The organism is Scandinavium sp. UTDF21-P1B (assembly GCF_040750395.1).
GTDB lineage: Bacteria > Pseudomonadota > Gammaproteobacteria > Enterobacterales > Enterobacteriaceae > Scandinavium.
In genome coordinates this window covers 1-14812 of sequence record NZ_JBFLVD010000018.1, presented here as the reverse complement: position 1 = coordinate 14812, position 14812 = coordinate 1, and the positions used below count along the sequence as shown (strand labels likewise).

The following is a 14812-nucleotide window of genomic DNA, read 5'->3' as shown; positions in this document are numbered from 1 at the left end:
TTTTATTTGGTCATCATTTTGCGTTAACCTTTCGCTCACGAACATTCACAGGGAACGAAAATGAAGCGCATCAAGTATCTGACTCTGACAATCATTATCGTGGTAGCGGCTGCCGGAGGCTGGTACTGGCTGCATTCGGGCAATCCCAATGCGTTGCGCCATTTTGTTATTGACCAGTGCGTGCCGAACCAGCAGCAGAATCAGTCCCCCGCGCCGTGCGAAGCAGTTAATCTGCAGGGCGGCTATGTCCTGTTTAAAGACCGCAACGGCCCGCTGCAATACCTGCTAATGCCGACTTATCGTATTAACGGCACTGAAAGTCCGCTGTTGCTGAACCCGCATACGCCTAACTTCTTCTGGCAGGCCTGGCAGAACCGGCAGGTGATGAGCTCCCGCCACGGTTCACCTGTGCCCGATTCAGCGGTATCGCTGACCCTAAATTCCCGCACCGGCCGTACGCAGAATCATTTTCATATTCATATTTCTTGCCTGCGCCCGGACGTACGTGAACAGCTTAATGCCAGCATGGCCTCGATCAGCAGTCGCTGGCTGCCGCTACCCGACGGGCTGCGTAATCACCGCTATCTTGCCCGCCGCGTGACGGAAAACGAGCTGGCGCAGAAAAGTCCGTTCCTGATGCTGGCCGAAGAAGTACCGGAAGCCCGCGACCATATGGGCCGCTTCGCGCTGGCTATGGCGCAGCAGAATGACGGTACGTTCGTCCTGCTGGCAACGGAACGCAATCTGCTGACCTTAAACCGCGCCTCTGCGGAGGAAATTCAGGATCATCGCTGCACGATTCTGCAATAACCCCCTCATTTCTGGCGTTTACCTCTCTCTCCTGTCGTCGTAGACTTGCTGAAAAAAACGACAGGAGACAGGTATGTCGCTCTGGCTATCCCACCCGCTTTTTCTGCCTTCGCTGATTGTTGGCGTCACGATCGTGCTCTGGGCAACGTCGCTTCTGCCAGAATTCATCACCGCATTGCTGTTTTTTACCGTGGCGATGGCGGCCAAAATCGCCCCACCGGACGTTATCTTTGGCGGCTTCGCCTCTTCGGCATTCTGGCTGGTGTTCAGCGGATTTGTACTCGGCATCGCCATCCGCAAAACGGGCCTTGCCGACCGCGCTGCGCGCGCGCTTTCGGCGAAGCTAACGGATTCATGGTTTCACATGGTGGCAAGCGTGGTGCTGCTCAGCTATGCGCTGGCGTTCGTAATGCCCTCGAACATGGGACGCATTGCGTTACTGATGCCGATTGTGGCGGCGATGGCATCACGAGCAGGTATAGCGGAAGGAAGTCGCGCCTGGTATGGCCTGGCGCTGGCCGTGGGATTCGGCACCTTTCAGCTCTCCGCCACCATTTTACCGGCCAACGTTCCAAACCTGGTGATGAGCGGCGCGGCAGAGGGCGCATATGGCATTCATCTGAACTATCTGCCTTATCTGCTGCTGCACACGCCGGTACTTGGCTGGCTGAAAGGCGCGCTGCTGGTGGCGCTGATTTGCTGGCTGTTCCCCGGTAAACCACATCCTCCGGGCGATGTCACTCCACCAGCGCCGATGAGCGCGGCAGAGAAGCGCCTGTCGTGGCTGTTGGCCGTCGTGCTGGGGCTATGGGTTAGCGAAAGCTGGCACGGCATTGGCCCGGCGTGGACGGGCTTAGCGGCGGCCTGCGTAACGCTTCTGCCACGGGTGGGCTTCATCAGCGGTGAAGAGTTTGCAGCGGGTGTGAATATCCGAACCTGTATTTACGTGGCGGGCATCCTGGGACTCGCCATCACCGTGACGCAAACCGGCATTGGTGGTGCAGTCGGTAAGGCGCTGTTGCAGGTGATGCCGCTCGATGCACAACGCCCGTTTACCAGTTTCCTGGCGCTGACCGGCATCACTACCGCGCTGAACTTCATTATGACCGCCAACGGCGTACCGGCGCTCTACACCACCTTTGCGCAAAGCTTTGCCGATGCGACGGGCTTTCCTCTGCTCAGCGTCATCATGATTCAGGTGTTGGGGTACTCCACGCCGCTGTTGCCCTATCAGGCGTCGCCGATTGTGGTCGCGATGGCGTTGGGAAAAGTGCCGGCCAGGGCCGGAATGCTGCTGTGTCTGACGCTGGCGGTGGCGAGCTATCTACTGCTGGTGCCGCTGGATTATGCGTGGTATCAGGTGCTGGGGAAACTATAAAAAAACCCGGAAGCGCAGGCGCTGTCCGGGTTTTATTCGCATGGCGGGAAATTAAGCCTGTTTAGCGGCTTCTGCTGCTTTCACGATCACCGCGAAAGCGTCTGCTTTCAGGGAAGCACCGCCAACCAGCGCGCCATCGATGTCCGGCTGGGTGAACAGTTCAGCGGCGTTAGCTGCGTTCACGGAACCGCCGTACTGAATGATAACCTGCTCAGCCACTTTCGCGTCGGCTTTAGCAATGTGCTCACGGATGAATTTGTGAACGGCCTGAGCCTGCGCTGGGGTCGCAGATTTGCCGGTACCGATCGCCCAAACTGGTTCGTAAGCGATAACCACGCCTTCAAAAGCGGCTGCGCCCTGGGTTTTCAGAACGGCATCGATCTGACGTGCGCAAACTTCTTCAGTTTTGCCCGCTTCGTTTTCTGCTTCGGTTTCACCGATGCACAGAACCGGGATCAGGCCCTGCTCTTTCAGCACGGCGAATTTTTTGGCGATCAGCTCGTCGGATTCTTTGTGATAGGTACGACGCTCAGAGTGGCCGATGATGATGTATTTCGCGCCGATATCTTTGAGCATTTCTGCGGAGGTTTCACCGGTGAATGCGCCGGACAGGTTCAGGTCAACGTTCTGCGCGCCCAGGTTGATATGGCTGCCGCCAGCGGCCTGTTTTGCCAGGTCGATGTACATTTCTGGTGGGGCGATAGCTACGTCACAGCCGGTCACGCCGGTCAGCTCTTTACGCAGGTTCGCAACCAGCTCGTTTACCATATGGCGGCTGCCGTTCAGTTTCCAGTTACCCATCACTAAAGGATGTCGCATTTGAATTCTCCACGCTTTGAAAAGCGAATAAAGGAAGATGGCCGCCCGTAAGGCGCGGCATGGTCTGTGAAACAGTATAGAGATTCGGCGCTGGAAAGGCTTTGCTTTTTGTCATTTATTGTTGTTTTCCAGCGTCTCAGATAGCGCCAGCTTAATCGGTTCAACAGCGAAGGTCAGCCCCTTTTCACCGTTATCTGCCACCACATAGCGCAGTGCACCCTCACTGACGGTGTAATAGCTTTTGCTCTTACCCGCCACCAGCAGCTTTTGCAGTTTCTGCAGGCTCTGCGCTTTGGTAATGGCCGGGGTAAACACCCGCAGAACTGCGCTCATATACTCCTGCGCCTTCGCTTTGGCGGCCTTCTGCTCCGGCCCCTGAATGGGCAGCCAGGTTATCTGCATTGATTTGATTTTCAGCGTGCCACGCTCAAGCGCGGTGGAAGCGTAAAGGTTTTCATTGATTTTGCTGGCGGCGCGGGTCAGCGTCAGCTGGTCGCGGTTGGTGGTGATGGAGCGAAATTCGTTCAGCGGCAGCGTGGGATTGTCGGCGTTAAATTTCTCGCGGAACTGGCTGATGGAGAGATCAAACGTTGGCGAGCCTGTCAGCAAATAAGGCGCGGTGGTGGCGTCTGTAGTTTCAGCCGAAAGCACAAATGGGCTGACCACAAGCGCAGTCAGCCCAAGAAAACACACCATCAGCCATTTTGTCATGTCTGTTACCTAAGATTGTTATACGACGACGATTAAAACGGTAAACTGCCCCGCTTGTCAAAAAGAGACCACTTCAGGGTAAACTACGCGACATGATGACAATTAGGAATTTTCCATGACCCTGCAGCAATGGTTATTTTCAATTAACGGGCGCATCGGGCGCCGCGACTTCTGGATGTGGATGGGCATTTGGGTACTGGCGATGATTGTGCTGTTTACCCTGGCAGGAAACGGCTGGCTGAATCTGCAAACCGCCGCCTTTGCGCTGGTGTGCCTGCTCTGGCCCACGGCGGCCGTGACCGTAAAACGCCTGCACGACCGGGGCCGCTCGGGCATTTGGGCGCTGCTAATGATTCTGGCGTGGATGCTGCTGGCCGGAAACTGGTCCGTTCTGCCGGGCGTCTGGTCGTGGGCCGTCGGGCGGCTGCTCCCGACGATTATCATGGTCATGATGCTGATTGACCTGGGCGCGTTCGTTGGCACCCAGGGAGAAAACAAGTACGGCAAAGAGACGCTGGACGTCAAATACCGCTGATCACCAGTAGTGTTCAGCGGTCATATGGCCCGGTCGGCGGCGTAAATGTTTGGCCATCTGCCGGGAATCTTTCAGTAACTGCTGCGTATCACGCACCATCTGCGGGTTGCCACACAGCATCACATGGCTGTTTTCCGTGGTCATCGTCAGACCGGCTGCCGCTTCCAGTTCCCCGCTTTCAATCAGCGCTGGCACTCGGCCCGTCAGCGAACCTGGTACGCTTTCGCGGCTCACGACGGTTTGAATCCTCAGTTTCCCTTCGTAGCGCTTTTGCAGCTCCAGCATCAGCGGCAGGTAGCTTAAATCGGCGGCGTAACGCACGGCGTGAACCAGCACGAGGTTTTTAAAGCGCGCCAGATCTTTACCTTCCTGCAAAATCGACAAATATGGCCCAAGCGCGGTGCCGGTTGCCAGCATCCAGAGCGTCTCGCAGTCCGGCACTTCGTCCAGAACGAAGAAGCCGGCAGCTTCGCTGACCACCTGCACCTCATCACCCGGCTTCAGCGCCGCAAGGCGCGGGCTCAGTTTGCCTTCAGGGACGGTGACCAGGTAAAACTCAAGATCGGGATTATTCGGCGCATTGACGTAAGAATAGGCGCGCTGGACGCGCTCGCCGTCGATTTCCAGCCCAAGCTTGGTGAACTGGCCGGCCGTAAAAGGATGAACAGGGGCATGCACGGTGAGGCTGAACAGGGCATCCGTCCAGTACTCAACTTTGGTAACTTTACCTGTAACCCAATCCGCCATGATCTTCTCCTCGCTGCGTTGATGTGCCTATCTTCGCCAGGCGAGAGGAAGATTTCCAGCCCTTAACCGGCTGGAAAGCTCTTGTGGACAAATGTATTACAGGATGTGGCGCTGAATTTCCGGGTCTTTACGGTCCAGATAATGAATGGACTGAATCCGGCGAATGGTACGTGACTTACCGCGAATCATCAGGGTTTCAGTGGTGGCGATATTGCCTTTGCGGGTAATGCCGTCAAGCAGATCGCCTTTGGTGATCCCGGTGGCGGAGAAAATCACGTTATCGCTCTTCGCCATTTCATCCAGCCGCAGCACTTTCCCGGCTTCGATGCCCATCGCCGCACAGCGCTCAAGCTCATTCTCACCAATGCGACGGTTCTCCGGCGTATCGCCTTTGACATCATGGCGCGCCAGCAGACGCCCTTGCATATCGCCATCCAGCGCGCGGATAACCGCAGCGGAAACAACGCCTTCCGGCGCGCCGCCGATGCCATAAAGTACGTCCACTTCGCTGTCCGGCATACAGGTGAGAATAGAGGCCGCCACGTCGCCATCAGGAATAGCGAAGACGCGCACGCCAAGCTTTTGCATATCGGCAATGACCCGATCGTGGCGCGGTTTAGCAAGAATGGTGACGGTAAGCTCAGTCAGAGGCTTATTCAGCGCCTTAGCAACGTTGCGCAGGTTCTCTTCCAGCGGCAAATTCAGGTCGATAGCGCCTTTCGCGCCCGGACCAACAATCAGCTTTTCCATGTACATATCCGGCGCGTTCAGGAAGCAGCCTTTGTCACCCACCGCCAGCACGGCCAGCGCATTCGCCTGGCCCATTGCCGTCATGCGGGTGCCTTCAATGGGATCCACTGCGATATCCACCGCATCACCATTGCCGGTGCCAACCTGCTCGCCGATAAACAACATCGGTGCTTCATCAATTTCGCCTTCGCCAATGACGATGGTACCGTCGATATTGACCTTGTTCAGCATGATGCGCATCGCGTTTACCGCAGCGCCGTCGGCGGTGTTTTTGTCACCACGGCCCAGCCATTTGTAACCCGCAAGCGCTGCGGCCTCGGTCACACGCGAAAATTCGATGGCAAGTTCTCGTCTCATAACGTACTCATTGTGGAAGATAAAATTGCGCGCAGCCGCAGGGCTACGCGTTGGAATAGCGTTCGGTTTCCGGCATCCAGCGCTCGATAAGCGCCTGCGCCTGCTGCGGGTATTTTTCGTGAATATGGCGGGCTATGCGCTGAACGTCCGGGATCATCGCCTGATCGCGCAGCAAATCCGCGACCTTAAATTCCGCCGCCCCCGTCTGGCGGGTTCCAAGGAGTTCGCCGGGACCACGAATTTCCAGATCCTTTTGCGCAATCACAAAGCCGTCATTGCTGTCACGAAGCACCTGCAGGCGCTTTTGTGCCGTTTTCGACAGCGGTGCTTTATAGAGTAGTACACAGTGGGAAGCAACGGCCCCGCGCCCAACGCGCCCGCGCAGCTGATGTAGCTGTGCCAGACCCAGACGCTCCGGGTTTTCGATGATCATCAGGCTGGCGTTGGGTACGTCCACGCCCACTTCAATCACCGTCGTCGCGATAAGCAAATGCAGTTCCCCCCGCTTAAACGCCTGCATGACTGCCTGCTTCTCGGCGGGCTTCATTCGACCGTGAACGAGGCCGATATTCAGCTCCGGCAAGGCGATTTTCAGCTCTTCCCAGGTGGCTTCTGCCGCCTGCGCTTCCAGTAATTCCGACTCTTCAATCAGCGTACATACCCAGTATGCTTGGCGGCCTTCATGCGTGCAGGCGTTACGCACGCGATCGATAATTTCGTGACGCCGCGTATCGCCAATGGCCACTGTCGTAACCGGCGTTCTTCCCGGCGGCAGTTCGTCGATAACGGACGTGTCGAGATCGGCATACGCGGTCATTGCCAGCGTGCGGGGGATGGGCGTGGCGGTCATGATCAGCTGGTGCGGATGGAAGCCCTGCTGCTGTCCTTTTTCCCACAGCGCCAGGCGCTGATGGACGCCGAAGCGGTGCTGTTCGTCGATGATGACCAGCGCCAGGCCGTTAAACTGTACCTGTTCCTGGAAAATGGCGTGCGTACCAACCACCATCTGTACCTGACCGCTGGCGATGGCCTCCTGCTGGGCCTGGCGCGCTTTTCCTTTCTGCTTCCCGGCAAGCCAGCCCACTTCAATGCCAAGCGGCGCAAACCAGCTGCGGAAGTTATTGGCATGCTGTTCGGCCAGCAGTTCCGTCGGAGCCATCAGCCCGACCTGCTTACCGTGCGCAATGGCGCGCAAAGCGGCAAGGGCTGCGACCAGCGTTTTCCCGGAACCCACGTCGCCCTGAACCAGGCGCATCATCGGAATGTCCTTTGCCATGTCTTTTTCGATTTCAGCCACCACGCGTGCCTGTGCACCCGTAGGCTTGAACGGCAGTGCCGCAAGCAGGCCGTTTTTCAGTTCATCTTTCGCACCCAGCGGCTCAGCATGATAGCGCTGAGCACCTGCACGCAGGGCAAGCATGCTGAGATTGTGTGCTAACAACTCTTCCATTATCAGGCGGCGCTGCGCCGGGTGCTGACCGCTGTCTAAATCCGCAAGCTGTAACGTTGGCGGTGGGCGGTGCAAGGTACGCAGGGCTTCCGGCAGGCTCATCAGCCCTTGTGCCAGTTCAGGGGGTAACAATTCGGAGATAGCGCAGGTGTCGAGCAAATCGAGCGCCTGATCGGTCAGTTTGCGCAACGTGGCCTGACGCACGCCTTCGGTCGTCGGGTAGGCGGGCGTCAGCGTTTCCTGTAACTCTGGCTCGCTCATGTCACCCTGAACCCGATATTCCGGGTGGATCATTTCCGCGCCATACTTCCCGCGTTTAGCTTCACCATAGGCCAGCACGCGTCGGCCCGTAGCGAGGCTGTTTTTCATCGCCGCATTGAAGTTAAAGAAGCGCATGGTGAGGATGCCTGTGCCATCACTAATCTGGCACGTCATCATCCGGCGGCCACCGAAGGTGATGTTGCAGTTCAGGACTTCGCCTTCTACGGTGGCGTAAATGCCGGGCAGAAGGTCGTTGATTGGGTAGAGATGGGTTCGGTCTTCGTAGCGCAGCGGCAGGTGTAGCAGCAAATCCTGCACGTTATGCAGGCCGATTTTAGCCAGTTTGCTGGTCTGCGCCGCGCCAACGCCCGTGAGCGCACTTAGCGGCACAGCATCCAGCAGACGGCCCTTCATGGCTTACTTCGCCGCCTGCATGGTGGCCCACCAGGCTTCATCCGCCTCGATTTCGCCACGTTCGTTGACGGGTGGATAAGGCAACTGCTTACGCCGGGCGACATGCGCCAGAACCGGATAACCGCCCTCAAACAGCAGACGCTGCTGTTCATCGACGGGCAACGTGCTCTCTTCGCGTTGATACATTCCGGCGTTCTGCCGCTGGCGCTGGGCTTCGTAAAGAATAAGCGCAGAAGCCACGGAGACGTTCAGCGACTGTACCATGCCGGTCATCGGGATAATGATGTCCTGGTCTGCCAGATCCAGCGCCTCCTGAGTGATGCCGGTTTTTTCCTGCCCCATCAAAATGCAGGTCGGACGCGTGTAGTCGATATCGCGAAAATCAACGGCTTTATCAGAGAGATGAGTGGCAAGAATTTGCATGCCGCGGCCTTTAAGGATGGCGACGGCTTCGCCGATGGTTGGATGCGTTTTAACCTGGACCCAGCTGTTACTGCCCGCAGCCGTGGAGGCCATGGTGCGCATGCCACCTTTTGGCCAGACAGCGTGAACTTCGTGCACGCCTACGGCATCTGCCGTGCGGACAATTGCCGAGACGTTGTGAGGCTTATGAACTTCTTCCATGCAGACCGTCAGGTCAGGCTGACGCCTGGCGAGCATCTCACAGATACGCGCGTAACGCTGTGAATTCATAACACTAGTTTCTGTTACGGGTGACTTTAATCACATCCGGCATAACGCGAATTTTGCGCATGATGTTGGCCAGATGAACGCGATCGCGTGCCGTCAGACGAATAAAGGCACTGTAGACACGGCCATCTTTCTCTTCCGTATTCAGGCTCTGAATATTCGATGAGGCGGTGTTGATCGCGGCGGTCAGGTTCGCCAGCGCACCCTGATGGTTGAACATATCCACCTTAATTTCGGTGATAAATTCCTGTTCGGTTTCTTTATCCCACTCCACGGCCATGAATTTTTCGGGCTCTTTCTGGTAACCGCGAATATTTCGGCACGACTCGTGATGGATAACCAGCCCTTTACCCGGGCTGACGTGGGCGATGATCGGATCGCCAGGAATTGGGCGACAGCATTTAGCGAAGGTGATCAGCACACCGTCTGCGCCTTTGATGGGCAGATGACCGTGACCAGAAGGCACCGGAGGCTGTGCTGCACCGGCTTCACCCTGCTGAAGGTTTTTCGCCACCACCACGCTCATTGCGTTGCCAAGACCAATTTCGGCCAGCAGATCGTCAAGCGTGGCAAGCTTCATGCGCACCAGCTCACGGTGGATGTTTTCCTGAGGAATTTCAGCCAGTTTTCGGCTTCCGCCCAGTGCATGATTCAGCAGGCGACGGCCAAGACTCACGGAGTCATCGCGCTTCAGGTTTTTCAGCAATTGGCGAATACGAGCACGCGCTTTGGAGCTGACAACAAAGTTCAGCCACGCGGCATTCGGACGGGCACCAGGTGCGGTAATGATTTCTACCGTTTGCCCGCTGGTCAGCGGCTGCGACAGCGGATAAGGCTGCCTGTCGACGCGTGCGCCCACGCAGGCATGGCCGATATCGGTATGCACGGCGTAGGCGAAGTCGACGGGGGTTGCGCCCGCGGGAAGTTCGACAATGCGGCCTTCCGGGGTGAAAACATAAATCTCATCCGGGAAGAGATCAGATTTTACGCTCTCAATAAATTCAAACGAGCTACCGGCACTCTGCTGGAGTTCGAGCAGGCTCTGCATCCAGCGCTGGGCACGGATTTGCGCCGTGGTGCTGCTTTCGCCGTTCTCTTTGTAAGCCCAGTGTGCAGCCACACCCATTTCCGCCATTACGTCCATGTCTTCGGTGCGAATCTGCACTTCAACAGGCACGCCGTGCGGACCAATCATGGAGGTGTGCAAAGATTGATAGCCGTTCGCTTTCGGAATGGCGATGTAGTCTTTCACTCGCCCTGGACGCGGCTTGTAAAGGCTGTGCATCTGCCCGAGCACGCGATAGCAGGTGTCGACATCATGAACGATGACGCGGAACGCGTAGATGTCCATGATCGAGTGAAAACGCTGCTCTTTGAGCACCATTTTGCAGTAGATGGAGTAAAGATGTTTTTCCCGACCGCTGACGCGGCTTGGAATGCCCGCTTCCTGCAGACGACCGTCAATTTCAGAGAGGATCTTCTGAATCATCTCTTTACGGTTGCCCCGCGCGGCTTTTACCACTTCTTTAATGACGCGATAGCGGTTCGGGTACAGCGCTTCAAAACCCAGCTCTTCGAGCTCAGTTTTGATGTGGTGAATACCTAAACGGTGCGCCAGCGGGCTATAAATTTCCAGCGTTTCACGGGCAATGCGGCGACGTTTATCCGGGCGAAGCGAGCCCAGCGTGCGCATGTTGTGGGTACGGTCAGCAAGTTTGATGAGAATGACGCGGATATCCTGCACCATCGCCATAATCATCTTGCGGAAGTTTTCGGCCTGCGCCTCTTTCTTGTCGCGGAACTTGAGCTTATCAAGCTTCGACACCCCTTCCACCAGCTCGGCAACGCTTTTGCCAAACAGCTGTTCCATGTCCTGATAGGTGGCGGGGGTATCTTCGATCACATCATGCAGAAGCGCAGCCATCAGCGTTTCGTAGTCGAGTTTCATCTCGGCCAGAATGCAGGCAACAGCAACCGGGTGCGTGATATAGGGTTCACCGCTTGAACGTGCCTGTCCCTCGTGGGCATCACGTGCAACGAGGTACGCCTGCTGGAGACGCTTAATCTGGTCTTCCGGCAGGTAAGATTGAATCAGCTGATTCAGGCTCTCAAACAGATACAAGGGCGACCCGCAGAGTTAATTAACGACGACCTTCAGCAATGGCGGTAACGGCCTGCAGTTCTGCGGCTTCCTGCTCTTGCTGCTCCTGGCGCTCGCGCACGTCGAGGATCTGGTTGTTGATCAGACCTTCTTCGATTTCGCGCAAAGCGATAACGGTAGTTTTGTCGTTTTCTTCCGCAACCAGCGGATCTTTACCGCCTACCTGCATCTGACGAGCGCGACGCGCGGCGACCAGTACCAGGTCAAAACGGTTACCAATTTTCTCTACAGCGTCCTGAACAGTTACGCGTGCCATATTTCAAAAGCTCCACAGGTGACGAAATGACTGGGCATGATACTGAATGTGGGTTCAGTCTGCCAATAGTTTGCTGATTAAAGCGTCATGGCGCTGCATTTGGCGGCGCATGCGCAGACGTTCAGCCCGAATGATGGTTTTCAAATCGCCGAGGGCGGTATCAAAATCATCGTTCACAATCAGGTAGTTGTACTCGGCGTAGTGGCTCATTTCGGCAACGGCCTGCGCCATACGTTTAGCGATGACTTCTTCGCTGTCCTGGCCACGGCCGCGCAAACGACGGTCGAGCTCCTCTTTCGAGGGCGGCAGAATAAAGATGCTGCGCGATTCCGGCATGGCTTTGCGGATTTGCTGCGCGCCCTGCCAGTCGATGTCGAGAAACACATCTACACCGGTTTTCAGCACCTGCTCGATGGTTTCACGAGAGGTGCCGTAATAATTTCCAAAAACTTCCGCATGCTCAAGAAACGCATCCCGGCCAATCATCGTTTTGAATTCGGCATGATCGACAAAGAAATAGTGTTCACCGTGCACTTCACCCGGACGCGGCGCGCGCGTGGTGTGTGAAACAGAAACCTGGGTGTCATACAACGGTTGGGTTTTCAGCAATGCCTGAATCAGGCTGGATTTACCCGCGCCACTAGGGGCAGAAACAATATAAAGCGTGCCTTGAGCCATGAGAGTCTTGTGTATGTGAGTCGAAAGAAAGTCTACATACGAGCCTATTATACACGTCGCCGCTGCGTGACGTAGCCTTTGTCACACTTTTTGCGTCAGTTTCTTCCCTTTTGCGTACTGCTTTCCCGATTTTTTGCTGAGTTACCGCAACAAACGCTTTTCCTCTGAAGACGCTTCGCAATCCCCAAAAAGCCGCCTCGCAGACGATTCATCTTCACGTTACAACCTCTCCCAATTAAGCAGGAGAAGCGAAATGACAGGGATAAGAAGGATTTTTGCGGCATTGCTGGCATGTCAGGCGTTTTCAGTCCAAGCCGATTGTCCTGAATGGCCTGAAGCCAGAGCCGCCAAGGAAATTGCCAGACTGCAAAAGCAGACAGATACCTGGAATATGGCCTACTGGCAATCCGGGAGCAGCGGCGTCAGTGATGATGAATTCGATCAGTTGAAAGAACAGCTAAAAGCCTGGCAGCGCTGCTTTGGCCAGGATGTTACGGAACCGCCTATCCCGGCACTTAATGGATCAACCCTGCACCCGGTGGCACACACGGGAGTTCGTAAATTCAAAGACCGTCAGGCGCTGGCGCAGTGGATGGCAGGAAAAACGGATTTGTGGGTGCAACCCAAAGTAGACGGCGTGGCCGTCACTTTAGTTTACCGGGACGGGAATCTGATGCAGGCGATCAGCCGCGGAAATGGCCTCTCCGGAGAAAACTGGACGGCAAAAGTGAAGCGCATTCCCGCAGTACCAAAACGCGTTGAGGGCCTGCTGACCAACAGTGTCCTGCAGGGTGAGCTTTTTCTTCAGGAACAAGGACATATTCAAAAGCAGATGGGCGGCATGAACGCACGAGCAAAAGTCGCGGGGGCTTTACTGCGTAAAGCCGACTCAGAAATGCTGGCCTCGCTCGGGTTATTTGTCTGGGGTTGGCCAGACGGCCCGGCAGCCTTTCCTCAAAAACTGGCCTTATTGCAAAAGGCTGGCTTTCCTCTGGCGGCGCAGTACTCCCTCCCAGTGAACAGCCCTTCAGATGTCGAAGAACAGCGACAGCGCTGGTTCACTACGCCTTTACCATTCGCAACGGATGGCGTGGTCATACGTTCGGCCAGCGAGCCGGAGAGTAAATACTGGCAGCCGGGAGAGGGAACCTGGGTTGCAGCATGGAAATATCCTCCCGCCACGCAGATTGCCGAAGTGAAGTCGATTGAGTTCGCCGTTGGGCGAACCGGTAAGATAGCCGTCGTGGCTCTGCTTGAGCCTGTCATGCTGGATGATAAGCAGGTTCGCCGGGTCAATGTGGGTTCGATCAGGCGCTGGCAAGAGCTGGATATTGTCCCGGGCGACAGGCTGAACATCAGCCTCGCCGGTCAGGGCATTCCGCGCATTGATGATGTCGCCTGGAGAAGCACAAAGAGAGTCAAACCCGAACCGCCACAAGTTTCCTATAACACGCTGAGCTGCTACCGGGCTTCTCCTGCATGCCAGCCTCAGTTTCTGTCCCGGCTGATGTGGGCAGGTCAGCAGCTGCATATAAATGGCGTTGGCGAAGCACTGTGGCGGCAGCTTATGCGAACACACCGCTTAGAACATCTTTTTTCCTGGATGACGCTAAGCGAAACGGAGCTGCGGCAAACGCCAGGCATTTCGCCAGAAAGAGCGAACCTGTTGTGGCATAAGTTTGATCTTGTAAAACAGCAGCCGTTTATTCAGTGGTTAAAGGCGCTGGCGATACCGCTGAATCAAAAAGCATTTCCTGCGCTGTCGGCGAAGCGCTGGTCGCAGGTTCTGAGAATGTCAGAGCAGGAGTGGCAAACCCTGCCTGGAATGGGCAAAGCAAAAACCAGCCAACTGCTACGTTGGCTGGCCAATCCGCAGATTCGCGAGCTTGGGGGATGGCTGGCAGCACAAGGCGTGCCGGGCTTCCAGGATCAGTGAGCGCTGTGCTTGTAGTGAAAGACAGGCAGACCCAGCTTCAGGCGAAGCGCCAGCATACGCATCGTGAAACCAAACAGCAGTGTGGCAATCACCACAACATCATGGCTGCTGACGTAATGCTGTAAAGCGATGTAGAGCACTGCTGAAGCGAAAGAGACGCCGGCATACAGCTCTTTCTGGAAGACCAGCGGGATACGCTTACAGAACATGTCTAGCAGCACGCCGCCAAAGACGCCGGTAACGACCGCAGCGATAGAGGCGATAATCGGGCCTTCACCCATATCCAGCGCAATCTGCGCACCGATAATGGAGAACACGACCAGGCCCAGAGCATCCAGAACCAGAAACAGGCGGCGCAGATGAGGCATCACCGGAGCAACAATGGTAGTAACAACAGCGGCGACAGCGACGATCACGACATACTCAGGGTTCTTCACCCAGCCCAGTGGATAGTGACCGAGCAGAATGTCACGAACGGAGCCACCGCCCAGCGCAGTGGCAGTCGCAATAATGATGACGCCAAAGGTGTCCATCCGGCGGCGTCCGGCGGCCAGCGCACCGGTCATCGCTTCGGCGGTGATACCAATTAAGTAGAGAATATGTAGCAGCATGCTTGCCCCCGTCACAGATGGCGGCAGAGTAGCGATTTGTGCGGAAGATCACGATTGAGATTTTCTAAGGCAAAGAAAAATAAATTAGTTTTTCTAATTCATTAATCATCATTTCGTAGGCATTGAGCGATCATAAACTCAATATAAGGATTAGAAAAATTATCGTTCATATCGAATATTAAAGGAGAAATGACGATGAATATCTCTGCGGCGCTAAAAGCACTGGCTGTAAGCATCCCTGCAAAACG

General features: G+C 55.9%; 14 protein-coding genes. 4 read left to right on the top strand and 10 right to left on the bottom strand.

The genetic code is table 11. The annotated features are described in order from the left end of the window. The first annotated feature begins 60 nt into the window (after positions 1-60). The gene (locus AB1287_RS15265; RefSeq protein WP_312629531.1) at positions 61-810 is read left to right on the top strand and encodes a CDP-diacylglycerol diphosphatase; all 750 of its coding nucleotides are present in this window, start codon (positions 61-63) and stop codon (positions 808-810) included. 73 nt (positions 811-883) lie between these two features. Next, entirely contained in the window at positions 884-2188 is a 1305-nt protein-coding gene (locus AB1287_RS15260) for an SLC13 family permease (RefSeq protein ID WP_312629532.1), read from the top strand. 51 nt (positions 2189-2239) lie between these two features. On the opposite strand, the gene tpiA is transcribed toward AB1287_RS15260, so the two are convergent. Together tpiA and AB1287_RS15250 are read right to left on the bottom strand one after the other, a co-directional pair. Continuing rightward, positions 2240-3007: a triose-phosphate isomerase gene (gene tpiA / locus AB1287_RS15255; RefSeq protein ID WP_435618311.1), complete on the bottom strand. Its 768-nt coding sequence runs from the start codon at positions 3005-3007 to the stop codon at positions 2240-2242. A 111-nt stretch (positions 3008-3118) separates the two neighbouring features. Then, positions 3119-3718, bottom strand: coding sequence for a DUF1454 family protein (locus tag AB1287_RS15250; RefSeq protein WP_435618310.1), 600 nt, complete (start codon positions 3716-3718; stop codon positions 3119-3121). Positions 3719-3833: 115 nt separating this feature from the next. Between AB1287_RS15250 and AB1287_RS15245 the strand changes: the two genes are divergently transcribed. Next, positions 3834-4253, top strand: a complete 420-nt coding sequence (locus AB1287_RS15245; protein ID WP_312627926.1) for a DUF805 domain-containing protein — start codon at positions 3834-3836, stop codon at positions 4251-4253. Here the strand turns inward: AB1287_RS15245 and fpr are convergent, their stop codons facing one another. From fpr to gmk, 7 genes are all read right to left on the bottom strand, one after another. Continuing rightward, positions 4254-5000 carry a ferredoxin--NADP(+) reductase gene (fpr, locus tag AB1287_RS15240; protein ID WP_435618309.1) on the bottom strand — a complete coding sequence of 249 codons (747 nt, stop codon included), beginning with the start codon at positions 4998-5000 and terminating at the stop codon, positions 4254-4256. A gap of 96 nt (positions 5001-5096) precedes the next feature. Then, positions 5097-6107 (bottom strand): class II fructose-bisphosphatase, encoded by a 1011-nt coding sequence (glpX, locus tag AB1287_RS15235; protein ID WP_312627929.1) that lies wholly within the window; start codon positions 6105-6107, stop codon positions 5097-5099. Positions 6108-6150: 43 nt separating this feature from the next. After that, complete coding sequence (gene recG, locus AB1287_RS15230) at positions 6151-8232, bottom strand: ATP-dependent DNA helicase RecG (RefSeq protein ID WP_435618308.1); 2082 nt, start codon at positions 8230-8232, stop codon at positions 6151-6153. A gap of 3 nt (positions 8233-8235) precedes the next feature. Then, positions 8236-8925, bottom strand: coding sequence for a tRNA (guanosine(18)-2'-O)-methyltransferase TrmH (gene trmH / locus AB1287_RS15225; protein ID WP_312627932.1), 690 nt, complete (start codon positions 8923-8925; stop codon positions 8236-8238). Positions 8926-8929: 4 nt separating this feature from the next. Further along, the gene (gene spoT / locus AB1287_RS15220; RefSeq protein ID WP_312627934.1) at positions 8930-11044 is read right to left on the bottom strand and encodes a bifunctional GTP diphosphokinase/guanosine-3',5'-bis pyrophosphate 3'-pyrophosphohydrolase; all 2115 of its coding nucleotides are present in this window, start codon (positions 11042-11044) and stop codon (positions 8930-8932) included. Between the two features lie 19 nt (positions 11045-11063). Beyond that, complete coding sequence (gene rpoZ, locus AB1287_RS15215) at positions 11064-11339, bottom strand: DNA-directed RNA polymerase subunit omega (RefSeq protein ID WP_031523238.1); 276 nt, start codon at positions 11337-11339, stop codon at positions 11064-11066. A 54-nt stretch (positions 11340-11393) separates the two neighbouring features. Continuing rightward, the gene (gmk, locus tag AB1287_RS15210) at positions 11394-12017 is read right to left on the bottom strand and encodes a guanylate kinase (RefSeq protein WP_435618307.1); all 624 of its coding nucleotides are present in this window, start codon (positions 12015-12017) and stop codon (positions 11394-11396) included. A gap of 253 nt (positions 12018-12270) precedes the next feature. On the opposite strand from gmk, the gene ligB reads away from it, so the two are divergent. Further along, entirely contained in the window at positions 12271-13953 is a 1683-nt protein-coding gene (gene ligB / locus AB1287_RS15205) for an NAD-dependent DNA ligase LigB (RefSeq protein ID WP_435618306.1), read from the top strand. On the opposite strand, the gene AB1287_RS15200 is transcribed toward ligB, so the two are convergent. Beyond that, positions 13947-14564 carry a trimeric intracellular cation channel family protein gene (locus AB1287_RS15200; RefSeq protein WP_435618305.1) on the bottom strand — a complete coding sequence of 206 codons (618 nt, stop codon included), beginning with the start codon at positions 14562-14564 and terminating at the stop codon, positions 13947-13949. The genes ligB and AB1287_RS15200 overlap by 7 nt on opposite strands. Positions 14565-14812: the final 248 nt, after the last annotated feature.